This window comes from Variovorax raffinosi (assembly GCF_051216615.1).
Lineage (GTDB): Bacteria > Pseudomonadota > Gammaproteobacteria > Burkholderiales > Burkholderiaceae_C > Variovorax.
On record NZ_JBPJZR010000004.1, the window covers coordinates 147,685 to 173,776 of the forward strand.

Here is a 26,092-nt window from a genome sequence, read left to right on the forward strand (position 1 = left end):
AATTATGACCGCCAGCATTCAGAGGGGTTCCACGGAAACCGATAGCAGTGTGAACCAGTTGCCAGCCACTTCGACGCCAGACGCGCAGAACGCGTTCTCTTCTTACTCACGCTTCGTGCAGCGCCTGCGTCGCAGGTATGCGGCCGAGCTTTCATTTCTTCCCCTTGGCGCGCCGCGGCGCGAATCGATGACAGTGGCTTACGAGGCATTGCGTCAACGAGGGGACAGCGTTGCCGATGCACTGAGGATTGTGCGGCAGCTCGTGATGGAGCGGCTTGTAACGCTTGATTGCGACGAGCAGGCGCCGCTGGCCGTGGTGACCACCGCCGTCACCGAGCTGGCCGAGCTGGCGCTGGACATCGCCTGCCGCGACGCCTGCCACGAACTCGACGCCGTGCACGGCGCGCCGCTCGGCCCCGAAGGCCAGCGCGCGCAGTTGTGGGTGATCGGCATGGGCAAGCTCGGCGCGCGCGAGCTCAACGTGTCGAGCGACATCGACCTGATCTACCTGTATGACGTCGACGGCGAAACCGCGGGCGATGCCGATGGTCGCGGGCGCCTTGCCAACCAGGAATACTTTTCACGCGCCGTGAAGCGCATCTATGCGCTGGTGGGTGACACCACGGAGCACGGCTTCGTGTTCCGCGTCGACCTGGCACTGCGTCCCAATGGCAACTCGGGGCCCAGCGTGGTCTCGCTCGATGCGCTCGAAGAATATTTCCAGGTGCAGGGCCGCGAATGGGAGCGCTTCGCCTGGATGAAGAGCCGGGTGGTCGCGCCGCGCGATCTCGTGCTCGCGGGCCAGGCACAGGCCCTGCGCGGTGCGGTGCTGCCCTTCGTGTTCCGCCGCTATCTCGACTACAGCGTGTTCGACTCGCTGCGCACGCTGCACCGGCAGATCCGCGAGCAGTCGGCGCGCCGCAGCGCCGGCCGGCCCGAGCGCGCGAACGACGTCAAGCTCTCGCGCGGTGGCATCCGCGAAATCGAATTCACCGTGCAACTGCTGCAGGTGGTGCGCGGCGGCCAGTTCCCCGAGCTGCGCACGCGGCCCACGCTCGATGCGCTGCAGCGCCTGGCGCGCGCCAACCTGATGCCGCAGGAAACCGCCGATGCGCTGGCCTCGGCCTACGAGTTCCTGCGCCGCGTCGAACACCGCATCCAGTACCTGGACGACCAGCAGACCCACGTGCTGCCGGTGGCCGACGACGACCTGCGCTGGATTGCCCAGAGCATGGGCTATGCGAACTGCTGCCCCTTCCTGGAGCAGCTCGACACGCACCGCGAATTCGTCGCGCAGGAGTTCGACAAGCTGCTCGGCGGCGAGAAGCCCTGCAACGGCAAATGCAACGGCAAGAAGGCCGCCGCACCCGCCGACCTCGCGGACCTGCTCGACGACCTGCCGCCCGTTTTTGCCGAACGCATCCGCGACTGGTGCGAGACACCGCGCGTGCTCGCGCTGCGCGAAGAAACGCGCGGGCGGTTGCGCCAGCTGGTGCAGCGCACCGGCCAGTGGCTCAAGGAGCCCGACGGCGATGGTGCGGGGCAAACGCCGCGCCATGTCGATGCCGCCATGCGCTGGGCCGACTGGATCGAGCCGCTGATGCGCCGCGAAAGTTATCTCGCGCTGCTGGTCGAACGGCCCGCCGTGCAAGAGCGCCTGCTGCGCCTCTTGGGCGCGGCGAAATGGCCCGCGCGCTACCTGATGCAGCACCCCGGCGTGATCGACGAGCTGGCAAGCGACGAGATGCTGTCCGGCCGTTTCGTGGCCGAGGAATTCGAGCGCGAACTCGAAGCACGCCACACCTCGCTCACCCGTACCGGCGAAGCCGACGAAGAGCGCCTCTTGAACCTGCTGCGCCACGCCCACCATGCCGAGGTGTTCCGCACGCTGGCGCGCGACGTCGATGGCCGCATCACCGTCGAGCAGGTGGCCGACGACCTGAGCGCGCTGGCCGACACCACGCTGCGCGTGACCGCCCGCTGGTGCTGGCCGCATGTGCGCAACCGGCATCGCGAGGTGGCGCAGTTCGCGATCATCGGCTACGGCAAGCTGGGCGGCAAAGAGCTGGGCTACGGCAGCGACCTGGACATCGTGTTCGTCTACGACGACGAGGACGAGCGCGCCGGCGAGGTCTACGCGGCCTATGTGCGCAAGCTGATCAACTGGCTCACGGTGAAGACGCGCGAAGGCGACCTGTTCGAGATCGACACCGCCCTGCGGCCCAACGGCAACTCGGGCCTGCTCACCACCAGCTTCCAGGCCTACGAGAAATACCAGCTCGGACGCGGCAGCAACACCGCATGGACCTGGGAGCACCAGGCCATGACGCGCGCCCGCTTCGTGCTCGGCAGCGCGGACCACGGCGCCGAACTGGGCGCGCGCTTCGACCAGGTGCGCGAGGCCGTGCTGGTGGCGCCGCGCGACCGCGAGGCGCTGAAGGCCGAGATCATCGCGATGCGCGACAAGCTGCGCGCCGCGCGGCCGGTGAAGGCCGACCGCTTCGACGTGAAGCACAGCCCCGGCGGCATGGTCGATGCCGAGTTCGCGGTGCAGTTCCTGGTGCTGTCTTCATCGGGCGAGCACCCGGAGCTGATTCCCAACCTGGGCAACATCGCGCTGCTGCTGCGCGCCGAACTCGCAGGGCTGCTGCCCGAAGGCATCGGCCGCAGCGCGGCACGGGCCTACCGCGAGCTGCGCCGCGTGCAGCATCGCGCGCGCCTGAACGAAGAACCGACGCAAGTCACCCCGCCCGCACTGGCCGCCGAACGCGAAGCCATGCTGGCGCTGTGGAAGGCCGTGTTTGGCTGACGAAGCCCGCACACGCACGAGCACCGCGCTGGCTGCCTGCGCGGTTGCAGTCGCCGTTCTTCTTGCCGGCTGCGCAAGCGGAACACGCAGTGGTAGCAGCGGTGGTGGCGCGCTCAGCGGCCGCGACGGCCCCGGCACCAACATCCCGCCGGACCTGGACCGCCTGCCCGACGCCGAGCCCCGGATCGAGCCCATCCGCAGCAGCGGCGGCACCAGCAAGCCCTACACGGTGCTGGGCCGGGGCTATGCGCCGATCACCGACGACCGGCCGTTTCGCGAATCGGGGCTGGCCTCCTGGTACGGCCGCAAGTTCCACGCTGCATCGACTTCGAGCGGCGAGCCCTACGACATGTACGCCATGACGGCCGCGCACAAGACGCTGCCGCTGCCGAGCTACGTGCGCGTGCGCAACCCGTCCAACGGCCGCGAGGTGATCGTGCGGGTGAACGACCGCGGGCCGTTCGTCGACGGCCGCGTCATCGACCTGAGCTACACGGCCGCGTTGAAGCTCGACCTGCTGCGCGGCGTGGCGCCGGTGGAAATCGAGCGGATCACGAACGAGGACATCCGCACCGGTGCATGGCGGCGCGACAACGGAACGGCGTATGCCTCGGCGGCGCCCTTGCCAGTGGCTGCAGTGGCCCCGGTTGTTCCAGTGCGGGTTGCGTCGCCACGCGCGGCGGGCGCACAGCAGCCGGTGCCCGTGCCCGCCCAGTGGACGACGTCGGTCGCCACGAACAGCGACGACATGCCGCCGCCCGCGTCGACCATGCCGGTCGTGCCGCAAACACCCATGGCAGTCACGCTGCCTCCCGGGACCGGGGCCGAGCCGGAATCGGCCCAGTCGCCGCCGTCCGTTCCGCCGTCGCGGCAGGCCATCATGGTGACCGACTTGGCACCGCTGCAGGCCGCGCCTTCGTCACCGCCGCTTCCGGCGGGGACGCCACCGCCTTCCACCGCGTTGCAAGGCTTCTGGGTGCAACTGGGCGCGTTCCGAGAACGCGACGGTGCCGAGACCTTGATGAGCCAGGCCGCGCGCGGCCTGCCTTCGCTGGCATCGCAACTGCGCGTGTTCAGCGAGGCGGGCACGCACCGCCTGCAGGCCGGGCCGTTCCCCTCGCGGACGGCGGCTGGCGAGGCCGTCACGCAGTTGCGCGACAGCCTGCGCATCGCGCCGATGGTGGTGGAGCGCCGCTAGGCGCTTGCTTGCTCGCCCGGTCAGTCCAGCGGCTTGGCCGCGACCGGCACGCGCATGCCGACGTTCAGGCGGTTCCAGGTGTTGATCTGCGCAATCGCGATCGTGAGTTCGGTGATCTCCAGGTCGCTGAACTGCGCCTTCAGCGCTTCGAATTCGGCATCGCGCGTGTCGTGGTTGTCCGCCAGCCGCGTGAGCGACTCGGCCCACGCGAATGCCGCGCGCTCGCGTTCACTGTAGAAATCGGCTTCGCGCCAGGTGGGCAGGCTGTTGATGCGCTGCCAGTCTTCGCCTTCCTTGCGCAGGTCGCGCACGTGCATGTCGAGGCAGTAGGCGCAGCCGTTGATCTGCGAGACGCGGGTGAAGACCAGGTCGATCAGCTTCTTGCCGAGCGTGGTCGATTCGATGCTGGTGTTGACGGCGAGGATGGCCTGGAAGGACTTGGGGGCGAGCTTGAACCAGTTGAGACGGGCGGTGGTGTTCATGGGTTTCTCCAGAGGGTTGACGACGAAATCTGCTGTCTACCCACTGAAGACGGGCGACGCGTTCGCCCTGTGACACCCGCGCTGGTCTATTTCGGAAAAAGTTGCGCGATGCGCGCCAGCTTGTCGGGATTGCGCTGCGCGCGGATGCGCACGATGAGGTCGTTCTCGATCTCGAAGGTCTGGGCCGATTCGAGTTCGCCGTCGAGAAAGCGCAGCATGCCGGGCTCGCCGTTGATGTCGACCAGCTCCATGCGCACCGACGCACCCATGCGGCGCCAGAGCGAGAAGTAAAGCTGCGCCAGCCGCTGGCTGCCGCGCAGGATCTTGTCGAAGGTCTGGACCTTGCCGCCGCCGTCGCCCAGAAGCTCGACGTCTTCCGACATCAGGGCCTTCAGGTCCTGCAGGCTGCCGCGCGCGGCGGCATCGGCGAAGGCGCGCAGCAGGCGCTGGTGAGTCTCGCGCGGCACGCTGAAACGCGGCCGCGCCTCCTGCACCTGCAGCTTGGCGCGGTGCACCAGTTGCCGGCAGGCGGCCTCGCTCTTGCCGAGGGTGCGGGCCACTTCGTCGTAGTCGGCGTCGAACACTTCGCGCAGCAGGAAAGCGGCGCGGGCCTCGGGTGCCAGGCGCTCCAGCACGGCGAGAAACGCGACCGAGACGTCGTCGGCGCGTTCGAGCAGTTCTTCAGGCGTGTCGGGCGCTTCGGTCAGCGTGGGCTCGGGCATCCAGGTGCCGATGTAGTGCTCGCGCTGGACCTTGGCGGCGCGCAGCCGGTCGATCGACAACCGCGTGACGACGGTCACGAGCCAGGCTTCGGCGCTGTCGAAGCTGTTCTTGTCGGCGTCGTGCCAGCGCAGCCAGGCGTCTTGCACGACTTCCTCGGCTTCCGCGACGGAGCCGAGCATGCGGTAGGCGATGCCCTGCAGGCGGCGCCGGTGGCTGTCGAAGGCGAGTGTGGGGTCGTCCATGTCGGGCTAGACGGCTGGCACCTGCGGTTTGTGACACCGGGCGCCCAAAAAAACGCCCCGGCGTGCGGGGCGATTTTTTTGTGTATGCGGGATCAGGCGCCCTGGTATTCCGGCTTGGGGCCGAGCGTGGCGGTGATTTCCTTGCGATAGCGGTTGAGCTCCTGCACGGTCTTGAAGCTGCGGTTCATGAGCAGGCTCAGGTTGTGCAAGATGCGCTCGCCGACCTTGGTTTCCCAGACGGCGTCGAACTTGATCTGCTTGTCGAGCCAGTGCTCGAGCCAGTCCGGGTCGGGCATGCGGCTCTGGATGGTGTCGTTCGGGAACAGCGCCTTGTTCACGTGCAGGTTGGTCGGGTGCAGTGCCTGGGCGGTGCGGCGGGCGCTGGCCATGAGCACGCCGACCTTGGTGAACGCGGCACGGGCTTCGTCGCCGAACTTTTCCATGGCGCGCTTCATGTAGCGCAGGTAGGCGCCGCCGTGGCGGGCTTCGTCCTGGCTCAGCGTGGTGTAGATGTGCTTGATGACCGGCTCGGTGTGCCACTGGGCGGCACGGCGGTACCAGTGGTTCAGGCGGATCTCGCCGCAGAAATGCAGCATCAGGGTTTCGAGCGGCGGGGCCGGGTCGAAGTCGAAGCGCACTTCGTGCAGTTCCTGCTCGGTGGGCGCGTGCTTGGGGCTGAAGCGCTTGAGGTACTCCATCAGCACCAGCGAATGCTTTTGCTCTTCGAAGAACCAGATCGACATGAAAGCCGAAAAATCGCTATCGTGGCGGTTGTCGCGCAGAAACATCTCGGTGGCCGGCAACGCCGCCCACTCGGTGATGGCATTCATCTTGATGGTCTGCGCCTGCTCTTCCGTCAGCAAAGAAGCGTCGAACGACTGCCAGGGAATGTCCTTGTCCATGTCCCAGCGGACGGATTCGAGTTGTCTGAAGAGTTCCGGATAGAGCATCAATGTCTTTCTATGGCCGCCGATTTTAGTCGGCCCGTTTGGCGCGACCATGACAGACGCGCGATGATGCGAATACGCGCGCCCTTGCGGCACGGATGCACACCTCCCCTTTGAACCAGGAGTCCGCCATGCGAACCCTCTCCCGATTGTCAACGCTCTTGCGCTGCGCGCCTGCTATTTCCCTCGTGGCTGGCCTGTTTACCGTACTCCCCGCAAGTGCCCAGAATGTGGCCGCCGCAACCGCCCCGGCAGAGGCGGCAGGGTGCCCGACCATCCTGCAACACACCTTCCCGCGGCTGCAGGATGAAAAGCCCCAGACTTTGTGCCAGTACTCCGGCAAGGTGGTCCTGGTGGTCAATACCGCCAGCTTCTGCGGGTTTACGCCGCAATACAAGGGGCTGGAAGCGCTGGACCTGAAATATCGCGCGCGCGGCCTCGTGGTGCTGGGTTTCCCCTCGAACGATTTCGCCCAGGAATCGGGTTCCAACAAGGAAATCGCCGACTTCTGCGAAAGCACCTTCGGCGTGAAATTCCCGATGTTCGCCAAGTCGTCGGTGCGCGGCACCGATGCCAATCCGCTGTTCAAGCAGCTTGCGCAAGCCTCCGGCACCACGCCGAAATGGAACTTCTACAAGTACCTGATCGGGCGTGACGGCAAGGTCGTGCAGGCGTGGTCGAGCATGACGGCACCCGACGAAAACGGTTTCGTGAACGTCATCGAAAAGCAGCTCGGAACAAATTAAGACTGAGCAGTTCACAAAAAGACGGATCGGTAATATTATTTACCGATGCGTCCAGACCTTCGCGAACCTGCAGAAACAAACGTTTACCAATCCAGCGGGAACCGTGCCGCGAAGGTCGCGCTCCTAACTTGCGTGGGCAGTGATTGCCCAGCAAGTTTCATGTTGCGAGGTCTTCCGGGCGCTTGCCGTTCGGTCGAAATCCCGAGGCGATTCTTCTCCTCCTCCCTCCCTCCCTCCTTCGTGTCGGGGCGCCTCGCAGCATTTTTATATTCCCGCCGGGCGGGGGTTTCGCGATGACGCAGCCCCCTCGCATCGCCGTCATCGGCGCCGGCATCTCGGGACTGGCCGCGGCGCATTCGCTGCGCGACATCGGCCAGATCACTCTCTTCGAAGCCAGTGACTACTTCGGTGGCCACGCCCACACGGCAACGATCGAGCTTCCGCGCTCCGCCACCGACACCACCCGCGTTTCGCATGGCGTCGACACTGGCTTCCTGGTCTACAACGACCGCACCTATCCGAACCTGATCCGCCTTTTCTCCGAGCTGGGCGTCGAGACCGCCCTGTCGGAGATGTCGTTCTCGGTCCAGGCCACGCGCGACGACGACGGCGGGCCGCTCGAATGGAGCGGCAACAACCTCGGCACCGTCTTCGCCCAGCGCCGCAATCTGTTCGATGGCCGCTTTCTCGGCATGCTGCGCGACCTGCTGCGCTTCAACCGCCTGACCACGCGCATCGCCCAGGCCGGCACAGAAGGCGAGCTGGCCCAGCCGCTCGGCGAATTCCTCGACACCCACCGCTTCGGCGCAGCATTCCGCGACTGGTACTTCCTGCCGATGATGGGCTGCATCTGGAGCTGCTCGACCACGCAGATGCTGGCGTTCCCGGTCGCGACCATGATCCGCTTCTGCCACAACCACGGCCTGATCCAGATCGCCAACCGGCCGCAGTGGCGCACCGTGCGCGGCGGCTCGCGCCAGTACGTCGAGAAGATCGTCGCCGGCCTGTCCGACAAGCGCCTGAACACGCCGGTACGCCGCATCACGCGCAGCGACGACGGCGTGAAGGTGGCCACCGATGCCGGCACCGAACGCTTCGACCACGTCCTGCTCGCCACCCATTCCGACCAGTCCCTCGCCATGCTCGGCGACGCCAGCCCGGCCGAGGCCGCGGTGCTGGGCGCGATCCGCTACCAGGCCAACCACGCCGTGCTCCACACCGACGCCGGCGTGCTGCCGCAACGCCGCGCCGCCTGGGCCGCCTGGAACTACGAACGCGCGGCGGCCAGCGACCGCGAATCCGGCCGCGTCTGCCTGCATTACCTGCTGAACAAGCTGCAGCCGCTGCCCTGGGAACAACCGGTCGTCGTTTCGTTGAATCCGGTCCGCGAGATCCAGCGTAGTCAGGTCATGGCCGAATACGACTATGACCACCCGGTGCTCGACCTTGCCGCGATCCGCGCGCAAGCCGAGGTGCCCGCCCTGCAAGGCCAGCGCAACACCTGGTTCGCGGGCGCGTGGATGGGCTACGGCTTCCACGAAGACGGCCTGAAGGCCGGCCTGGCCGCAGCCCAGGGCCTGCGGGCCCGCCTGTCGGCCGCCGCCGGTGACGGCACCCCGAGGCCCACGCCATGACGCCCACGCAGGCCGTGCCGCTGATGGGCTTCGGAGAAGTCCGCCACGCACGCCTGCGCCCGGCGCGCAACGCCTTCGTCTACCCGACCTACTTCCTGATGCTGCCGATGCGCACCCTGCGCGCACGCGGCAGCGACACGCTCGCGGTCAATCGCCGGGCCGCCCTGTCCTTCTTCGACATCGACCACGGCGACGGCCGCGCGCCTGGCCAAGGCGGCGCACTGGCCTGGCTCGACGAGCTGCTGGCCGCCCACCAGATCCACGACGCCGACGGCGAAGCCTGGCTGCATTGCTACCCGCGCGTGTTCGGCTACACCTTCAAGCCGGTGAGCTTCTGGTATTGCCACACGGGCGAAGGCGTGCTGCGGGCGATCGTGGTCGAGGTCAACAACACCTTCGGCGAACGCCACTGCTACCTGCTCGACCGCCCCGTGTACGGCGCGGAACTCAGGGCCACCAAGGCCTTTCATGTCTCACCGTTCTGCCGGGTCAGCGGCGACTACCGCTTTCGCTTCTTCGTCGATGCCGACCTCACGCGCACCGTGGTGCGCATCGACCACGACGACGCCGACGGCCCGCTGCTGCAGACCAGCGTGAGCGGCGAACTCGCACCGATGACGGCGGCCAGCGTGCGTCGCGCGCTGTGGCGCTACCCCGCCATGACCTTCGGGCTGATCGCGCGCATCCACTGGCAGGCCGCGCGGCTGTGGCTCAAGCGCGTGCCTTTCGTCGCCAAGCCGGCGCCGCCCCCCAATTTCGTTTCACGCGACAACCAGCAGCAGGCGAATCCATGACCACGACCCACACCGCCTCCTCCGCCTCGCGCTTCTCGCTGCCGCAAGACGCCCCGGGCGCCGCGCGCACCGTGCTCGGCCTGCTGCAGCGGCTGGCCTACGGCTCGCTCACCGTGCGCCTGCCCGACGACTCGGTGCGGCACTTCGGCGCCACGCCGGGCAGCGGCCCGACGGCCTCGCTCACGCTGCGCAACTGGAACGTGTGCAAGGCCGCGCTCAAGTCGGGCGACATCGGCTTCGCCGAGAGCTACATCGCAGGCGACTGGACCACGCCCAACCTCACCGAGCTGATCAAGGTGTTCATCGCCAACCGCCGCGCCATCGAGGACGTGGTGTACGGCAGCTGGTTCGGCCGCCTGCTCTACCGCGTGCGGCACATCATGAACCGCAACAGCAAGACTGGCAGCTCGCGCAACATCCACGCGCACTACGACCTGGGCAATGCGTTCTACAAGCTCTGGCTCGACGAGACGATGAACTATTCGTCGGCCTGGTTCGAAGGCAAGCTCGACAAGCCGATGCCCGAGGCGCAACGCGCCAAGGTGCGCCGCGCCCTCCAACTGGCGGCCGTGAAGCCCGGCGACCGCGTGCTCGAAATCGGCTGCGGCTGGGGCGCGCTGGCCGAGATGGCGGCCTTCGATTTCGGCGCTTCGGTGACCGGCGTCACGCTCTCCACCGAGCAACTGGCCTTTGCCCGGCAACGCACGGCGGGGCTGAAGACCGACCTGCGCCTACAGGACTACCGCGACATCGACGACGCGCCGTTCGACGCCGTCTGCTCCATCGAGATGGTGGAAGCCGTGGGCCGCGAATACTGGCCGACCTACTTCGCCAGCGTGAGCCGGCTGCTCAAGCCGGGCGGCCGCGCCTGCGTGCAGAGCATCGTGATCGACGACCAGTTGTTCGACCGCTACATCGACTCGACCGACTTCATCCAGCAGTACATCTTTCCGGGCGGCTGCCTGCCGTGCCCGCGCGAGTTCCGCCGCGAGGCCGAAGCCGCGGGGCTGGAGGTGGTGGACGAATTCGCCTTCGGCGCCGACTACGCCGAGACGCTGCGGCGCTGGCGCGAGAGCTTCCTGGGGCAGCGCGCCCACATCCTGCAGCTGGGCTTCGACGAGCGCTTCATGCGCATCTGGGAGTTCTACCTGGCCTACTGCGAGGCCGCGTTCTCGCAGGCCAACATCGACGTGGTCCAGTACACGCTGCGCAAGCGCTAGATCGCGCGGCCCTTCGTGTCGTCCTCCTTCGGACCCCTCGATGGCTTGCGCTACGGACTGCTCGGGCTGCCGCTCGCCTTCGTCGCGCTGCCGCTCTACGTGCTGCTGCCGAACCACTATGCGCGGGCCTTCGGCGTACCGCTGGCGACGCTGGGCGCGGTGCTGCTCGGCGCGCGATTGCTCGATGCGTTGATCGACCCGCTGCTCGGACGGCTGAGCGACCGGCTGCATGCGCGTTCGTCGCAGGCGGTGCTCGGTGCCGGAGCCATCGCGGCCGGTGTGTTGCTGCTTGGCTTCGGCCTGCTGTTCTTTCCGCAGTTGCTGGTCGATCCCGCGCGGCATGGCGCACTGCTTGTGGCGGCGGCCGTGCTGCTGGCCATCACCTATGCGGGCTACAGCATGCTGAGCATCTCGCACCAGTCGTGGGGCGCGATGCTGGGCGGCGACGCCTTGCAGCGCGGGCGCATCGTGGGCTGGCGCGAAGGCATGGGGCTGGTCGGCGTGGTGCTCGCGTCGGTGGTGCCGACGCTGGCCGGGCTGCCCGCGATGGTCGGGCTGTTCGGCGTGCTGCTGACCATCGGCTGGGTGTTCTGGACGCGGGCGCCCCGGCCGGTGCGCGGCGCCGTGCCGCATGCGGCGGTCGACCTGCGGCTGCCGCTGCGCCGACCGGCGTTTCGCCGCCTGCTGGCGGTGTTCGTGCTCAACGGCATCGCGAGCGCGGTGCCTGCCACGCTTGTGCTGTTCTTCGTGCAGGACCGCCTGCGCGCGCCTGCTTCGCTGGAGCCGGCCTTCCTGGGTCTTTACTTCGTCGTGGCGGCCGCGTCGATTCCGGTGTGGCTGCGCATCGTGCGCCGCTTCGGGCTGGCGCGCTCCTGGCTCGGGGGCATGTGCATGTCGGTGGCGGTGTTCGCGTGGGCCGGCGCGATGGGTGCGGGCGATGCGGCGCCCTTCCTCGTGGTCTGCGCGCTGTCGGGCTTTGCGATCGGCTCAGACCTCGTGCTGCCGGGCGCCTTGCTGGCCGGGATCATTGCCGAGGCCGGCGACCAGCCGCATGCCGGGGCCTACTTCGGCTGGTGGAATTTCGCGACCAAGCTGAACCTGGCGCTGGCTGCGGGCCTGGCACTGCCGCTGCTCGGGCTGGCGGGCTACGTGCCCGGCGCGCGCGAACCCTTGGCCCTGCAGGCGCTTTCGCTGGCCTACTGCCTGTTGCCCTGCGTGCTCAAGGTGCTCGCGGGCGTGTCTCTCTGGGCGTTGGTGATCCGGCCGGCGACCGGTGGATCGACTGCATCGGCGCCTGTTCCCGAGGCTTCGCAGTGAAGCCGTTCAATCCGCCGCTGGCCGACTGGCACGGCAAGACGGCGTGGATCGTCGGCGCGTCCTCGGGCATCGGCCGTGCGACAGTGCTGGCGCTGCTCGCGCGCGGCGCGCGGGTCGCGGTGTCGGCACGCAACCGTGAGGCCCTGGAAGAACTCGCGGAGATGCACGACGACGCCAGCCGGCCACCGCGCGTGATCGTGCTGCCGCTCGATGTGCGCGATGCTGTCGCCGTGTCGGCCGCGCACGCCCAGCTGCAGGCCATCGCGGGACAAATCGACTTCGTGCTCTACAACGTCGCCACCTACGACGCGCTGCGTGCCGACGCGTTCGCGCTCGATGCAATGCTGGCGCACCAGCAGATCAACTATGTGGGCGCCCTGCATGTGCTGGCGGCCGTGTTGCCCGGCTTCGTGGCGCGCGGCGCGGGCCATCTCTCGATCACGGGCAGCGTGGCCGGATTTCGCGGGCTGCCGAAGAGCCTGGCCTACGGCCCGACCAAGGCGGCGCTCACCAATCTGGCCGAGGTGCTGTACATCGACCTGCATGCGCGCGGCATCGGCGTCAGCCTGGTCCAGCCGGGCTTTGTCGAGACGCCGCTCACGGCGAAGAACGATTTCAAAATGCCGGCGCTGATCACGCCCGCAAAGGCCGCCGAAGCCATGCTCGACGGCTGGCGCCGGGGCGCCTTCGAGATCCACTTTCCGCGCCGCTTCACCTTCTGGATGAAGCTGATGCGGGTGCTGCCCTACCGGCTTTACTTTCCGGCGGTGGCGCGCTTCACGGGCCTGTAGGCCTGCGAGTGGGTCAGGGCTTCGTATCGATGAAGCTGGGCCTGAGCATCAACTTGTCGTACAGCTTGGCCAGGTTGCTGTGCTCGCCGCGCCAGTCGATTTCGGGAAAGCGCAGGTTGAGCCAACCCAGCGTGCAGCCCACCGCGATGTCCGACAGGCTCAGGTGAATGCCGCTGCAAAAGGGCTTGTCGCCCAGGCCCTTGGACATGGCAGCCACGCCGTCCTCGACCTTGGTGCGCTGGCGTTCGATCCAGGCGGCGCTGCGCTCGCCGTCGCTGCGCCCGGGCCAGGTGGCTTCGAGGCGCCAGAGCACGCCGGCGTCCATGACGCCATCGGCCAGCGCTTCCCAGGTCTTGACCTCGGCGCGCTCGCGGCTTTGCTGCGGGATGAGCTTGCCGACCGGTGACAGGGTGTCCAGGTATTCGACGATCACGCGCGAGTCGAACATCGCCTCGCCGCCTTCCATGATCAGGCAAGGCACCTTGCCCAGCGGGTTGGAGCTGGCGATGGTGGTGTCGGCAGCCCAGACGTCTTCGATCACGAACTGGTAATCGAGCCGCTTTTCGGCCAGCACCACGCGCACCTTGCGCACATAAGGGCTGGCGGCCGATCCGATCAGTTTCATGAAGACTCTCTCCCGTTGCTTTGATGACATTTGTTCATAATCATTTTAGGTGAACGGGAAAACCAGAGGCCCGAATCGACCCCAATGTGTCGGGGCCGCCCCACGGACCGGCGGCCGCCTAAAATTCGGGCATGAGCTTTTCCACCGTTTCCGCCCTCTCCCCCCTGGACGGTCGCTATGCGACCAAACTCGCGGCCCTGCGCCCGCTGATGAGCGAACAGGGCTATATGCACCGGCGCGTGCAGGTCGAAGTGGCGTGGTTCATTGCGCTGTCGGACTGCGGTTTTGTCGAATTCAAGCCCCTGACGGGCGGCGCCCGCAAGTACCTGCTGGGGCTGGTCGCCCATTTCTCCGAGGCCGATGCACTGGCCATCAAGGAGATCGAGAAGACCACCAACCACGACGTGAAGGCGGTCGAGTACTGGATCAAGTCCAAGTTCGAGGCCCGGCCCGAGCTGCTGGCCGCCGCTGAATTCGTGCACTTTGCCTGCACCAGCGAAGACATCAACAACACCAGCCACGCCCTGCAGATCCAGGCCGCCCGCGACAAGGTGGTGCTGCCGGCCATCGACGGCCTGATCGCCAAGCTGCGCGAAATGGCGCACCAGTTCGCCAACGTGTCGATGCTCTCGCGCACGCACGGCCAGACGGCCAGCCCGACCACCGTCGGCAAGGAAATCGCCAACGTGGCGGTGCGCCTGTCGAAGGCCCGCGCGCAGATTGCCTCGGTGCAACTGCTGGGCAAGATGAACGGCGCGGTCGGCAACTACAACGCCCACCTGGCCGCATGGCCCGATTTCGATTGGGAAGCCTTCAGCCGCAAGGTCATCGAAACGCCGGCACCGCTGGGCCTGGGCCTGAGCTTCCAGCCGTACAGCATCCAGATCGAGCCGCACGACTACATGGCCGAGCTGTTCGATGCCGTGGCGCGCGCCGACACCATCCTGATCGACTTCTCGCGCGACATCTGGGGCTATGTGAGCCTGGGCTACTTCAAGCAGCGCCTGAAGAAGGGCGAGATCGGCTCGTCGACGATGCCGCACAAGGTCAACCCGATCGACTTCGAGAACGCCGAAGGCAACCTGGGCCTGGCCAACGCGGTGCTGCGCCACCTGAGCGAGAAGCTGCCCATCAGCCGCTGGCAGCGCGACCTGACCGACAGCACGGTGCTGCGCAACATCGGCGTGGCCTTCGGCTACGCCACCCTGGCCTACGCCAGCCTGGCCACCGGGCTGGGCAAGCTCGAACTCAACCAGGAAGCGCTGGCCGAAGACCTCGACGCTTCGTGGGAAGTGCTGGCCGAGCCGATCCAGACCGTCATGCGCCGCTTCGGCGTGCAGGGCGCCTACGAGCAGCTCAAGGAAGTGACGCGCGGCAAGACCGTCACGGCCGAGGCGCTGCACGGACTGATCCGCTCGCTCGAGATCCCGGAAGAGGAAAAAGCCCGCCTTCTGGCCATGACGCCAGCCAGCTATGTTGGCAAGGCTGCGGAACTCGCCAGTAGAATTTAAGACTTCGTGTACCGATGCACCAGCCGCCTGAGGGCGGCTGTTTTCGTCGCATCGCACCCACTCCCCAGCCAACGCGCCGACAGGTGCGCCAGCCAACAACCGTGATGGGACTCGCCGTCCCCGCCGTTCATGCTGCGCGCTCCGCTGAGACGTCTCTGGCTCAAGGTCCATCGCTGGATCGGTCTTTCCCTCGGGCCGATCCTTGCCCTCACGGCACTGCTCGGCGCGGTGCTCGTGGTGTCGCAGCCGCTCGACCGCTACGCCCATCCGGCCTTCTTCGTCGCCCGCGGCGCGGCTGACCCGGCCGCTGCCGCACTGCCGCTCGAGGCGCTGCGCCAGCGCATCCTGGCCGAGTTCGGCCCCGACACCAACTTCACGCTGCGCCCACCGCGCGAGCCCGGCCAGACGCTCTGGGTGCTGGTGCGCGGCAAGTGGGACGGCACGCTCTACCTCGACCCCGCCACCGGCGCGGAGCAGGGCCGGCGCGGCACCGAGGAGGGTTTCTACAACCTGGCCTACAAGCTCCACAACAGCCTCCTGCTCGACAGCACCGGCAAGGGCATCCTGGCTTTCGTGGCGCTCGCCTACCTGTTCCTGCTGGTGACGGGCCTGGTGCTCTGGTGGCCGACACGCTGGCCGCCGTCGCTGCGCATCGTGCTGAATCGCGGCCTGCTGCGCGGACTGTTCGACCTGCACCGCACAGGCGGCGCGGTGCTCGGCCTGCTGATCGCGGTGTCGGTGGCCACGGGCGCCTACATGGCGTGGCGGCCGTTGGGCGACTTCATCTCCACCGCCCTGGGGCAGCAGCCGGTCAAGCCCCCGGCCATCGCGAAGGGCGGGGCCAGCGGCCCGCGCTTGCCGCTGGACGAACTCGTGGCGCGCGCGCAGCAGGTCTATCCGGGCCAGCCGATCGGCTACGTGCTGGTGCCCGGCAAGGCGGACCGGCCGGTGCGCGTGCGCTTCCGGCTGTCTGACGACCCGCATCCCAACGGCATCAGCTCGGCCTGGCTGAACCCGGTGAGCGGCGAGGTGCTGGCTGCGCGCAAGTGGCAAGACCTCGACACCGGCAACGGCATGGTGGCGGTGATCTTTCCGCTGCACACGGGCGAGCTGGGCGGGGTGGCCCACCAGGTCGTCACCGCGCTGCTGGGCCTGGCGCTCGGCGGCCTGGGCTTCAGCGGCATCTGGCTCTGGTGGCGCCGGCGCGCCATGGCCGCCGCGGCCCGCAACAACGCGCTTTCCAGTCGCACGGCGTCCTGAACGGTCGCGACGCCCTGCACTCACCGCTTCATTCAACAACAACCGAAGGAGGATCCTCTTGTTCCCGCACAAACGCACAGCCATCGCCATGGCGCTGTTACCCCTGAGCCTGCAGAGCTTCGCCGCCGACGCGGAGCCCGCCGCCGAGCCATCGAAATCGCTGGAGGCCATCACGGTCACGGGCGACTGGCTCGGCAGCCCGAGCGAAACCAAGGTGCTGGAGCACGCCGGCGCACGGACCATCATCGAGCGCAAGCAGATCCAGGAAAGCGGCTCGGCCAGCGTGCGCGACGTGCTGCGGCAGGTGCCGGGCGTGCAGGTGCAGGAAAGCAACGGCACGGGCGGCAGCGACATCTCGCTCAACGTGGGTGTGCGCGGGCTGACCTCGCGGCTGTCGCCGCGCTCGACCATCCTGCTGGACGGCGTGCCGCTGGCCTATGCGCCGTACGGCCAGCCGCAACTGTCGCTGGCGCCGGTGTCGCTGGGCAACCTCGAAGCGGTCGACGTGGTGCGCGGCGCGGGCTCGGTGCGCTACGGCCCCCAGAACGTGGGCGGCATCATCAACTTCGTGACGCGGTCGATTCCGGCGCAGTTCGCGGCCGAGGCCAGCGTGGGCATCGAGAGCGCGAGCCATGGCGGCGGCGTGAAGTCCACGCCCAGCCTGTTCGTCGGCGGCACCAACGACAAGGGCCTGGGCCTGGCGCTGCTGTACTCGGGCACGCACGGTGATGGCTGGCGCTCGAGCAACGACAGCACCAAGCTCGACGACGTCATGCTCAAGGGCGCCTACCGCATCTCGAAGACCGATGACATCGCGCTGTCGCTGCACCACTTCGAAGGCAGCGGGCGCATGCCGGGCGGGCTGACCACCGCGCAGTTCGCGGCGAACCCGTTCCAGTCGGACCGCCCCTTCGACGAGTTCACCGGACGCCGCACCGACGGCTCGTTCAAGTACACGCACAACGACGGCGTGAACAAGTTCGAGTTTTTGACCTACTACACCGACTCGTTCCGCGGCAGCCACCTGGAGCAGGAAGGCAGCGGCACCAGCGCCAACCAGCGCCGCCTGACCGCGGCGCCGCGCACGTACCACACCTTCGCCGTCGAGCCGCGCTACTCGCGCCTCTTCGACTCGGGCAGCGTGGTGCAGGAGGTCAGCGTCGGCTACCGCTACCTCAAGGAAGCCAGCTCGGAAGTGGCCACGCGCAGCAGCTACTACCGGCCGCGCCTGGGCTTCGATGCGAACACGCTGGCGCAGCCGGCTTACCAGACCAGCGCGGGCGGCACGACCGCGCATGCGTTCTACATCGACGACCGGATCGACTTCGGCAACTGGACCATCACGCCCGGCGTGCGCTACGAAGCCATCCGCTCGCACAACGACGTGACGAACCTCACCAGCGGCCGGATCACCAGCACGCTGTTCCCGAAGATCGATTCCAACGAAGTGCTGCCGACGCTGTCGGTGATGTACCGCATGAACGCCAAGTGGTCGCTGTTCGCCAATGCCGGCGTGTCCTTCGGGCCGCAGCAGTACGCGCAGCTCGCGCAGTCCACCAGCGGCCTGCATCCCGAGAAGGCCAAGACCTATGAAATCGGCACGCACTACAAGGGCGAGGCCTGGAGCGGCGAGCTGACGCTGTTCAACATCAATTTCGACAAGGAGCTGCAACTGGCCCGCTCCATCACCGGCGACGTCGGCCAGTGGACCGACCTGGGCGCCACGCGGCACCGCGGCCTGGAATCGGCGCTGCGCTATGACTTCGGCGACCTGAGCAACTCGCTCAAGGGGCTGTCGGTGTCGGGCACCTACACCTACACGCAGGCCACCTCCAAGGCCGGCGTGTTCGCGGGGCGCGACCTGCCGTTCTATTCGCGCCAGGTGGCATCGCTGGGTGCACGCTACGAGCGCGGCCCGTGGGTCTTCAATGCCGACCTCTACGCGCAGTCGAAGCAGCGCTCGCCCGGCTCGCCCGACCCCGGCGCGATCTACGTCACGCAGGAAGACGCGACCGGCCGGCTGGGCAACATTCCGGGCTACACCACCATGAACCTGCGCGCCGCGTACGACTTCGGCCCGAACATGCGCAACCTGAAGCTGGCCGTGGGCATCAAGAACCTGTTCGACCGCCGCTACTACAACCGCTCGGTCGACAACAACGGCGGCAAGTACGTGGGCCAGCCGCGCACGCTGTACGTGCAAGCCTCGGTGGCGTTCTGAGTCCGGGGGTGCGCGCGCATACACTCGCGCACCCATGGCCCTCAAATCCACCATCTTCAAGGCCACCCTCGCGGTGGCCGACATCGACCACGGCTACTACGCCGACCATGCGCTGACCCTGGCGCGCCACCCGAGCGAAACCGACGAGCGGATGATGATCCGGCTCGTCGCGCTCGCGCTCAACGCGCACCAGCTGCAGGACATCTGCAACGGCGACGGCACGCTGACCTTTGGCGCCGGTTTGTCGAACGTCGACGAGCCCGACGTGTGGCTGCGCGATTTCACGGGCCAGATCAAGATCTGGATCGAGGTCGGCCAGCCCGAGGACAAGCCCGTCCTCAAGGCCTGCGGCAAGGCCGACGAAGTGATCGTCTATTGCTTCAACCACGCCGCCGAGATCTGGTGGCGCGGCATCGAGAACAAGCTCACGCGGCCGCAGAACCTGAAGGTCTACCGCGTGCCGACCGACGCCTCGCAGGTACTGGCCGCGCTCGCGCAGCGCAGCATGCAGCTGCAGGCGACGATCCAGGAAAACACGCTGACGCTGGGCGACGGCACCAACAGCATCGACATCGAACTCTTGCGCTGGAAATAGGGCTCGCCCCCAGGCTACGCGCACTTCGTGTCGCTTCTCCAACCCCCTACCGGGGGCAACACCTGCGGCCCGGCAAAGCCGGTTCCGCGGTGTTCCACGAAGGGAAAGCTTTCTCTTTCTAGATCGCGGGCATCATCTCGCCGCACTGCCAGCACTGCTCGAAGCCGCCTTCGACCTGCTCGCCGCACACGCATTGCCAGCTGCGTTGCGGCCGGTGCTGCACGGCGTGCAGCACGCGTTGTGCAAGCTCGAACTGGCTTTCATCGTCGATCCAGATTTCGGGCAGGCACTGGTCGGGCGGCAACTGGCCCATCACCGCGCCGAGGAATTCGCGTTGCACGGTGGCCTCGACGCCCTCCTCGCGCAAGGCGTGCACCCACAGCGTCGCGATCGCGAGATTCGGGGCTTGGGCAAGGCGGCGCATGCGGTGGTGCCGGCCTTCAGGGCGTGTCGTCGGGACCGAGCGGCTCGGTCGGATCGTCGGGCCACTGCGGCGGCTCGGCTTCGCGGGCGCGCTCGGCATAACGGTTGAAGCGCCAGGCCGAGTCTTCCATGGTGATGCGGCGCCAGGTCACGCGCTTCTCGACCGGTGTCATCGCGGGCCAGTGCTGCACTTCGTCGAAGCTGCGCCCGCAGCCCTTGCATTCGTCGTCGCCCTGGCTGGTGGAGCAGATCGCGATGCAGGGCGTGTCGGGGGTGCTCTCGTACCAGGCCATCCAGGCAGCCCAGGCCTTGGGAGGGAAGCCGACCTCGTCGACCTCGTCCTCGTGGTGAAAAACCATGAGCGCGTAGACCTCGGCCAGCGCGCGCAATTCGGGTCCCAGCGTGACCCCGTCGGGCGAGGGTGTTCTCTCGCGCCAGTGGTTGATGGCGGCCTCGATGTCGGTGATGTGTATGGCGGCCATGAAGAGTGGAAAAAGCAGCGAGCGGCGATCATAGTCCGCCAATGTCCCGTGATCCCAAAGGGCCATGTCTGCTCCCAAAAAAGGAGCGTCCATCGCACTGTTCATGCGCGTTTCGGGCTTGTTCTTCTTGAGCGCATGGAAACTTTCGATTGCCATGCCGCAACCTTCGATGCTCTAATCCCGCCCACGAAGGGGAGTAGCTCCCGACCGCTGTCCATGGCAGCGTGAATCGCCAGGTCGTCAATACGAAGCAAAACACTTCCGGCCTGTCGGACAACGTACGCGCACTGGCGCGCGCGCTGTCGAGCAAGACCTTCGATTTGAACCTGTGCAGGTTTGGTCGAAGCGTTCTCGAGTCCCCGGTTCCACCGGTTTCTTCATTTCCACGCTTTCGACCAGCCCCGTGCGGGATGAATCGAAACGCATCGGTATGCGCCTGCCCGTCATCGTCCCACCCAGGAGAGACAGGCGGGGCGCGAAGAAGACAAAGAGGAATCTATGGAATTGTTCATGACCCCGGAGTTCTGGGTCGCTGTCGGTCAGATCATCATGATCGACATCCTGCTCGGTGGCGACAACGCCGTCGTGATCGCGCTGGCCTGCCGCAAGCTGCCGCCCGCACAACGCACCCAGGGCATTCTCTGGGGCACCGCCGGCGCCATCATCCTGCGCGTGATCCTGATCTTCTTCGCGCTCACGCTGCTGGCCATTCCGTTCCTGAAGCTGGTCGGCGCCGTCCTCCTGCTCTGGATCGGCATCAAGCTGCTGGCCCCCGAGCATGACGACGCGCACGGCAACATCACCGGCAGCGACAAGCTGTGGGGCGCGGTCAAGACCGTGATCATTGCCGACCTCGTGATGAGCGTCGACAACGTCATCGCCATTGCCGGTGCCGCGCAAGGCGCAGGTGCCGACCACCAGATGCCGCTCGTGATCTTCGGCCTGCTCGTGAGCATCCCGATCATCGTCTGGGGCAGCCAGCTCGTTATCAAACTGATGGACAAGTTCCCGATGATCATCACGCTGGGCGGCATGCTGCTGGGCTGGATCGCGGGCACGATGGCCGTGTCGGACCCCGCGCTGGCGAACACCGCCGCCTGGACCTGGGTGCCGAAGGTGCCGCAGACCGACGTGATCAAGTACGCAGCCGGTATCGGCGGTGCGCTGCTGGTGCTGGCCATCGGCAAGTGGGTCGCGGCCCGCAACAAGCCGGCAACGACGGCTGCCACGCCGGGCTGAGCGCCGCAAGCGCTTGCCCCGACGCTTCCTGTACCCCTGTCTCTGCCACTCTAACTACCTGAAGGAGCACTCATGGAAAAGATCATTCTTTATGTCGACGACGTCACCTACGCCTGTGAACAGTTCGCCGAACTCGCACCGGACGCGAACAGCGTCGTGGCGCGCCATTGGGTGCTCGTGGCCTGCGCGCCGCGCATGACGCATCGCATCAGCAAGTGGGTGAGCCACAGCGCGCGCGAGAATTGGCGCGCCAAGTGGTTCAGCAAGGTGCAGGCACAGATGCTGCCGCTGCTGGAGCGCAACGGCGGCCAGGTGACGCCGGTGCTGGCCATGGGCCCGCTGGCCGAGCTGACGCTTCAACTGAAGCGCGAGCATTCGGCGGCTCATGTGGTCGATGCGCGCCGCCCGAAGATCGGCGTCGACCTCGAACCCGTGACGCCCGACCAGAAGCCCGCGAACCAGACCGGCTGGGCCTTCCCCGGCGCGGTGATGGGCATGGGTGCACTGCTGGTGCTGGCGAACGAGCTGGCCGAGTAACAAGACAGGCTCAAAAGGCCTTCACGACGAGCCCCGGCGCGGCAACGCGCCGGGGCTCGTCGTTTTTAGGGCTCTGGGGTATCCTGCGCCGCATGCGCATCATCATCAAATGGCTGCTCAGCGCCGTGGCGCTGCTGGCGGTCGCTTATCTCTACAGCGGTGTCCAGGTCAACAGCTTCGGCTCCGCGCTGATCGCGGCGGCGGTCATCGGCCTGCTCAACATGATCGTGCGGCCGATCCTGGTGGTGCTGACGCTGCCGGTCACCATCGTCACGCTCGGGCTGTTCCTGTTCGTGATCAATGCGCTGCTGTTCTGGGCCGCCTCGGGGCTGCTCGGCGGCTTCCACGTCAACGGCTTCCTGGCCGCGCTGATCGGCTCGCTGATCTACTCGCTGCTGGGACTGCTCATCGAATCCGCGCTGGGCGGGCTTCTTTCGCGGCGCTGAGCGGCGCCGCCGTAACTGTTATCTACTTCAGCGGCGGCTCTTCGGCCTGCTGCTTCACCAGCACATCCACAGCCCGCGCGCGGGTGTCGACGATCGACGCCTCGTAGTGATCGATCGGCTTCCCCGACTGCCGCATCAGCTCCTGTGCCGCCTTCAAACGATCGCGTGCGGCCGGGTAATCGAGGATCGCCACGTTGGCCTCGGCATCGGCGCGCACCGCGCGCACCGTGTCGTTCTGGGCACCGTAGAGATTGGCGAGCGTGTGCCACGCCGTCGCGTCGCGCGGGTTCACGGCCACCCAGTCGCGCAGCGCGGGAATCATCGGCGCGGGCTGGCGCATGGCAATCGCGGCTTCGGCCGCGAGCAGCATCTCGGGGCGCTCCTTCGACTTGGCGTCGAGCAGCGCGGCCGCCTTGGGCGCTGCGCCCGCGGCCAGTTCGATTTCAGCGCTGAGCCAGCGCGCCTGCTTGGCCGCTGGCGCGTCGTCCGCCGTGCGCACGACGAGCCGCTCGGCCAGCGCACGCGCCGTCTTGTAGTCGCGCATTTCCTTGGCCGACAGCGCGGCAGCGTAGAGCGTGCCGGCCTGTTGAATCGGCGTGCTTTTCGCGAACTCGCCGGTCGACGCGGAATCGACCCAGAGCCGCAGCACATCCACGCCCGGCCGCGTCAGCACGCGGGCCCGGGCGGAGATCATCGCGTGGTCCATGACCGGCGGGACCGGGGGCGCCGTGTCCATGCGGAACTGGAACCGGCCCTGCATGTCGGAGATGCGCTCGGTGGTGAGCGGATGGCTGCGCAGATAGGGGTACGAACCGTTGTCGTTCAGGCGCGAGGCGTACTGCAGCTTCTCGAACATCGCCGCGGCGCCTTGCGGCGCGAAACCCGCCTGCGTCATCACGCCGAAGCCGATGCGGTCGGCCTCGCGCTCCATGTCGCGCGAGAAGTTCAACTGGTTCTGCGCGAACAGCGCCTGGCTGCCCATGATCACCGCCTGGCCGGCGTCACCGCTGCGGCTCTTGCTGGCGGCGATCATCCCCAGGATCAGGCCGGCCAGCATCAACGGCAACTGCTTGCCCTGCTTGTCCATGATGCGCGCGATGTGGCGCTGGGTGACGTGCGACAACTCGTGCCCGAGCACCGTGGCCAGCTCGTCGCGACTGCCGACCACGGCCACCAGACCCAGGTTCAGGCCCAGATAGCCGCCCGGCAACGCAAAGGCATTGATGTTGCGATCGCGCCCAATCAGGATGGTCCAGGCGAAGCGCTCGTCGAGTTCGGGCGTCAGCTCGCCGCGCGTGCGGGCAGCCGCCAGCAGGCGCTGCCAGATCTCCTGCACATAGGCGGCGATCACCGGGTCGTCGACATAGTCGGTGTCGCGGTACAGCTCGCGGGCGATCTGGTCGCCGAGATGGCGCTCGGCGCTGGCCGTCATCTCGCCGCCGTCGCCCATGCCGGGCAGTACCTGCATCTGGGCCAGTGCGGGGGTTGGCAGCAACACCTGGGACGCTATTAAAAAAGTAGCGCATAGCGACCGCAGGACGGGCGCAAGCGGGCTTTTTCTGTGGGGATCGGGAGTCAAGCGCGGCATTCCTCGTCTGTGGCTCGGGCTCGTATGATGCATCCCCAACCCGAACGTTCACACATGAAGTCTCTCACCCATTTTGACGCGCAGGGGCAGGCCCACATGGTCGACGTCGCCGGCAAGCCCGCCACCCACCGCGTGGCCGTGGCCACGGGACGCATCGAGATGCAGCCGGCGACACTGGCGCTGATCGAATCGGGGACGGCGAAGAAGGGCGATGTGCTGGGGATCGCGCGGATCGCGGGGATCCAGGCGGCGAAGAAGACCAGTGACCTGATTCCGCTGTGCCATCCGCTGGCGCTGACGCGGGTGGCCGTGGCGTTTGCGATGGCCGAAGGCGGAGAGGTCCCGCAGGTGGCGTGTACCGCGACGGTCGAGACCGTGGGGCCGACGGGTGTCGAGATGGAGGCGCTGACCGCCGTGCAGGTGGCGCTGCTCACGATCTACGACATGTGCAAGGCAGTGGACCGGGGGATGCGGATCACGGATGTGCATGTGTTGGAGAAGCATGGGGGAAAGTCGGGGAGTTGGGAGGCGCCATGACCGCACTGCTAGGGAGCGACGTCTTCGTTCGCACCCTCCCTCATCCAGCGGGCGAAGTCTGACGGAAATGCACGCCTGAAGCGCTCAGCCTCTTCCCGCGCCTCCTCTTTGCGCCCCAGCAATTCGGCGCTCTCGATCAGCTTGACGATGACGCGCGGCTCCGGCGAGAAATGAATCACGCGCTGCGCGAGAGCATGCACCTCGGCAGCATTGGCGGGCGTTACGGCGGTCAGCGTCAACTCTGCAAACTCCACCTGGCGCGCAAACAGCCACGATCCTCTCACCTTCGCGAGCGTATCTTCCTCGTAAGCCGCAAGCCGTTCGTCGCGCGGGAGATAGATCTGGCTGACGCGGACGTAATCCCAGCTGGCGCATCCGACAATTAACAGCAAGACACCGGCCGCCAGGGACTGCAGCGCCGGCCAGATCGCAAGACTGCGCCTGCCCGGCCACAGCATGCCGAGGCACAGGCCGAAAACCAGCTGAAACGGCCCATACCAGAGCGGGTACTCGAGCAGGCTGTGCAGCACGATCGCACCCAGCATGCCCCACGCCATCAGGCGCGTGGGATCGCGCTCGCGCCAGGGCCGCGCGGCAAGCACCATCCAGAAAAAGCCACCGCAGATCAGCACGGCGGCAGGAATGCCCAGCTCCACTGCCAGATGGAGGGGAAGGTTGTGCGCGTTGTCCAGGATCTCGACGAACCGGGCGCCGTCATATTGGGTGCTGTAATGCGCAAAGCTGAGCTCGCCCCATCCCCAGCCGGTCCAGGGATGCTTGCCGATCAGCGTAAGCACGTTACGCCACAGTATGAGGCGGCTATGGTCCTCAGGTGCGCCGGTGTGCAAGCGCTGCAGCATGCTCTCGACGCCGCTGTCGCCCCCAGCCAATTGAGGCAATGCCCAGGCGATGACAAAGTAGAACGGGATGGTCGATAGCAGAAGCAGCGGCGAAGGCAGGTACAACCGCGACCCGGCTCCTTCGACACGCAAGCCCCGGCGCTCTCGTCTGGCAATGAAGGCAGCTACGCCGACGATGGACAGCAATTGAAGCAACCCCGTGCGCGATGTCGAAGCGGCAGCAGCAACAAGGAGCAGCAGTGCCGCAGCCATCAACCCGCGCCGTACGCGCGCCGATGGATACATGGCGTAGAGCCATAGTGATGCAATCCAGGCCGTGCTGATCAACGTGGCAAACTGGTTCCGCTGACGGAGGTTTCCGTAGGCTTGGCCCAAGGCGGGGGTGGTGGTCCAGGGGACGAGTGGTTCGGCGAGACCGTAGTACTGGAGAAGGCCAAGGATTGCGCTCACGAGACCGGCAACCAACATGCCACAGGACAGTGCTGACGCAGGAGCACGGCCGCCGGCGATCACTCCAGAACCGATGCTGGCCGCAGCCACCATGCCGGCAATGACCATACAAGCCGGAAGCCACGTCGAAGAACCGCTGGGCACGCTGGACAGTGCTACTGCGAGCATTCCAAACCCCAGCCAGATCGACAAGAGATACGTAGGGAAAGCCGCCGGGCCAAGCAAAAGGATGCCGGCAAGGCATGCCCATGTGAAAAGCAACTGCCAGACATTGACCGACGGGCCAGCCACGAACGGGCACAAGAATGGCAGCGCTATCAGCCCCACGCGAGCCACCTGGCCCATGTATTCAGGAGCAGGCCTTTGAGCGCGGGCAAGAGTGTCAGCGGTCATCCGCTGGCATTGTGCCTTGGGC

24 protein-coding genes are annotated in these 26,092 nt (G+C 66.9%); 16 read left to right on the forward strand and 8 right to left on the reverse strand.

Features of this window, described 5'->3' with window-relative positions; genetic code table 11:
- Nucleotides 1-4: 4 nt before the first annotated feature.
- A complete protein-coding gene (gene glnE / locus ACSFB7_RS14805) occupies nucleotides 5-2,809 on the forward strand; it encodes a bifunctional [glutamate--ammonia ligase]-adenylyl-L-tyrosine phosphorylase/[glutamate--ammonia-ligase] adenylyltransferase (RefSeq protein WP_435471283.1) in 2,805 nt (934 codons plus the stop codon).
- Nucleotides 2,802-4,007, forward strand: a complete 1,206-nt coding sequence (locus tag ACSFB7_RS14810; protein WP_435471285.1) for a septal ring lytic transglycosylase RlpA family protein — start codon at nucleotides 2,802-2,804, stop codon at nucleotides 4,005-4,007. The genes glnE and ACSFB7_RS14810 overlap by 8 nt, the downstream gene beginning before the upstream one ends.
- A gap of 20 nt (nucleotides 4,008-4,027) precedes the next feature.
- Here ACSFB7_RS14810 and ACSFB7_RS14815 read toward each other — a convergent pair whose 3' ends face one another.
- The 3 genes from ACSFB7_RS14815 to ACSFB7_RS14825 form a co-directional block, all read right to left on the reverse strand.
- Entirely contained in the window at nucleotides 4,028-4,489 is a 462-nt protein-coding gene (locus ACSFB7_RS14815) for a carboxymuconolactone decarboxylase family protein (RefSeq protein ID WP_435471287.1), read from the reverse strand.
- An 86-nt stretch (nucleotides 4,490-4,575) separates the two neighbouring features.
- On the reverse strand, nucleotides 4,576-5,454 hold the full coding sequence (locus ACSFB7_RS14820; RefSeq protein ID WP_435471289.1) for an RNA polymerase sigma-70 factor: 879 nt from the start codon (nucleotides 5,452-5,454) through the stop codon (nucleotides 4,576-4,578).
- Between the two features lie 92 nt (nucleotides 5,455-5,546).
- On the reverse strand, nucleotides 5,547-6,404 hold the full coding sequence (locus tag ACSFB7_RS14825; protein WP_435471291.1) for a ferritin family protein: 858 nt from the start codon (nucleotides 6,402-6,404) through the stop codon (nucleotides 5,547-5,549).
- Between the two features lie 128 nt (nucleotides 6,405-6,532).
- Here ACSFB7_RS14825 and ACSFB7_RS14830 point away from each other — a divergent pair, with 128 nt between their 5' ends.
- From ACSFB7_RS14830 to ACSFB7_RS14855, 6 genes are all read left to right on the forward strand, one after another.
- Nucleotides 6,533-7,147 (forward strand): glutathione peroxidase, encoded by a 615-nt coding sequence (locus ACSFB7_RS14830; RefSeq protein ID WP_435471293.1) that lies wholly within the window; start codon nucleotides 6,533-6,535, stop codon nucleotides 7,145-7,147.
- Nucleotides 7,148-7,440: 293 nt separating this feature from the next.
- On the forward strand, nucleotides 7,441-8,781 hold the full coding sequence (locus ACSFB7_RS14835) for an NAD(P)/FAD-dependent oxidoreductase (protein ID WP_435471295.1): 1,341 nt from the start codon (nucleotides 7,441-7,443) through the stop codon (nucleotides 8,779-8,781).
- Nucleotides 8,778-9,575 carry a DUF1365 domain-containing protein gene (locus ACSFB7_RS14840; RefSeq protein ID WP_435471297.1) on the forward strand — a complete coding sequence of 266 codons (798 nt, stop codon included), beginning with the start codon at nucleotides 8,778-8,780 and terminating at the stop codon, nucleotides 9,573-9,575. Before ACSFB7_RS14835 ends, ACSFB7_RS14840 begins: the two co-directional genes overlap by 4 nt.
- The gene (locus ACSFB7_RS14845; RefSeq protein WP_435471299.1) at nucleotides 9,572-10,795 is read left to right on the forward strand and encodes a class I SAM-dependent methyltransferase; all 1,224 of its coding nucleotides are present in this window, start codon (nucleotides 9,572-9,574) and stop codon (nucleotides 10,793-10,795) included. The genes ACSFB7_RS14840 and ACSFB7_RS14845 overlap by 4 nt, the downstream gene beginning before the upstream one ends.
- 15 nt (nucleotides 10,796-10,810) lie before the next feature.
- Nucleotides 10,811-12,112: an MFS transporter gene (locus ACSFB7_RS14850; protein WP_435471301.1), complete on the forward strand. Its 1,302-nt coding sequence runs from the start codon at nucleotides 10,811-10,813 to the stop codon at nucleotides 12,110-12,112.
- Nucleotides 12,109-12,903 carry an SDR family NAD(P)-dependent oxidoreductase gene (locus ACSFB7_RS14855; RefSeq protein ID WP_435471303.1) on the forward strand — a complete coding sequence of 265 codons (795 nt, stop codon included), beginning with the start codon at nucleotides 12,109-12,111 and terminating at the stop codon, nucleotides 12,901-12,903. Before ACSFB7_RS14850 ends, ACSFB7_RS14855 begins: the two co-directional genes overlap by 4 nt.
- 13 nt (nucleotides 12,904-12,916) lie before the next feature.
- Here ACSFB7_RS14855 and ACSFB7_RS14860 read toward each other — a convergent pair whose 3' ends face one another.
- The gene (locus ACSFB7_RS14860) at nucleotides 12,917-13,528 is read right to left on the reverse strand and encodes a glutathione S-transferase N-terminal domain-containing protein (RefSeq protein WP_435471305.1); all 612 of its coding nucleotides are present in this window, start codon (nucleotides 13,526-13,528) and stop codon (nucleotides 12,917-12,919) included.
- A 131-nt stretch (nucleotides 13,529-13,659) separates the two neighbouring features.
- Between ACSFB7_RS14860 and purB the strand changes: the two genes are divergently transcribed.
- From purB to ACSFB7_RS14880, 4 genes are all read left to right on the forward strand, one after another.
- Nucleotides 13,660-15,039: an adenylosuccinate lyase gene (gene purB, locus ACSFB7_RS14865; protein ID WP_435471307.1), complete on the forward strand. Its 1,380-nt coding sequence runs from the start codon at nucleotides 13,660-13,662 to the stop codon at nucleotides 15,037-15,039.
- A 129-nt stretch (nucleotides 15,040-15,168) separates the two neighbouring features.
- Complete coding sequence (locus tag ACSFB7_RS14870; protein ID WP_435471309.1) at nucleotides 15,169-16,299, forward strand: PepSY-associated TM helix domain-containing protein; 1,131 nt, start codon at nucleotides 15,169-15,171, stop codon at nucleotides 16,297-16,299.
- 88 nt (nucleotides 16,300-16,387) lie between these two features.
- A complete protein-coding gene (locus tag ACSFB7_RS14875; RefSeq protein ID WP_435471311.1) occupies nucleotides 16,388-18,520 on the forward strand; it encodes a TonB-dependent receptor family protein in 2,133 nt (710 codons plus the stop codon).
- A gap of 34 nt (nucleotides 18,521-18,554) precedes the next feature.
- The gene (locus ACSFB7_RS14880; protein WP_435471313.1) at nucleotides 18,555-19,115 is read left to right on the forward strand and encodes a YaeQ family protein; all 561 of its coding nucleotides are present in this window, start codon (nucleotides 18,555-18,557) and stop codon (nucleotides 19,113-19,115) included.
- Between the two features lie 118 nt (nucleotides 19,116-19,233).
- Here the strand turns inward: ACSFB7_RS14880 and ACSFB7_RS14885 are convergent, their stop codons facing one another.
- Nucleotides 19,234-19,539: a putative signal transducing protein gene (locus tag ACSFB7_RS14885; protein WP_435471315.1), complete on the reverse strand. Its 306-nt coding sequence runs from the start codon at nucleotides 19,537-19,539 to the stop codon at nucleotides 19,234-19,236.
- 16 nt (nucleotides 19,540-19,555) lie between these two features.
- Nucleotides 19,556-20,020, reverse strand: coding sequence for a DUF3717 domain-containing protein (locus ACSFB7_RS14890; RefSeq protein ID WP_435471317.1), 465 nt, complete (start codon nucleotides 20,018-20,020; stop codon nucleotides 19,556-19,558).
- Between the two features lie 498 nt (nucleotides 20,021-20,518).
- Here ACSFB7_RS14890 and ACSFB7_RS14895 point away from each other — a divergent pair, with 498 nt between their 5' ends.
- The 3 genes from ACSFB7_RS14895 to ACSFB7_RS14905 all read left to right on the forward strand — a co-directional run bounded on the left by ACSFB7_RS14895 (nucleotide 20,519) and on the right by ACSFB7_RS14905 (nucleotide 22,242).
- Complete coding sequence (locus ACSFB7_RS14895) at nucleotides 20,519-21,259, forward strand: TerC family protein (RefSeq protein ID WP_435471319.1); 741 nt, start codon at nucleotides 20,519-20,521, stop codon at nucleotides 21,257-21,259.
- 72 nt (nucleotides 21,260-21,331) lie between these two features.
- Entirely contained in the window at nucleotides 21,332-21,796 is a 465-nt protein-coding gene (locus tag ACSFB7_RS14900) for a hypothetical protein (protein ID WP_435471321.1), read from the forward strand.
- Between the two features lie 92 nt (nucleotides 21,797-21,888).
- A complete protein-coding gene (locus ACSFB7_RS14905) occupies nucleotides 21,889-22,242 on the forward strand; it encodes a phage holin family protein (RefSeq protein WP_187112884.1) in 354 nt (117 codons plus the stop codon).
- A gap of 22 nt (nucleotides 22,243-22,264) precedes the next feature.
- Here ACSFB7_RS14905 and ACSFB7_RS14910 read toward each other — a convergent pair whose 3' ends face one another.
- On the reverse strand, nucleotides 22,265-23,830 hold the full coding sequence (locus ACSFB7_RS14910) for a M48 family metalloprotease (protein WP_435471324.1): 1,566 nt from the start codon (nucleotides 23,828-23,830) through the stop codon (nucleotides 22,265-22,267).
- Nucleotides 23,831-23,884: 54 nt separating this feature from the next.
- On the opposite strand from ACSFB7_RS14910, the gene moaC reads away from it, so the two are divergent.
- Entirely contained in the window at nucleotides 23,885-24,367 is a 483-nt protein-coding gene (gene moaC / locus ACSFB7_RS14915; protein ID WP_435471326.1) for a cyclic pyranopterin monophosphate synthase MoaC, read from the forward strand.
- An 8-nt stretch (nucleotides 24,368-24,375) separates the two neighbouring features.
- Here moaC and ACSFB7_RS14920 read toward each other — a convergent pair whose 3' ends face one another.
- Nucleotides 24,376-26,070, reverse strand: a complete 1,695-nt coding sequence (locus ACSFB7_RS14920) for a PglL family O-oligosaccharyltransferase (protein ID WP_435471328.1) — start codon at nucleotides 26,068-26,070, stop codon at nucleotides 24,376-24,378.
- Nucleotides 26,071-26,092 lie beyond the last annotated feature (22 nt).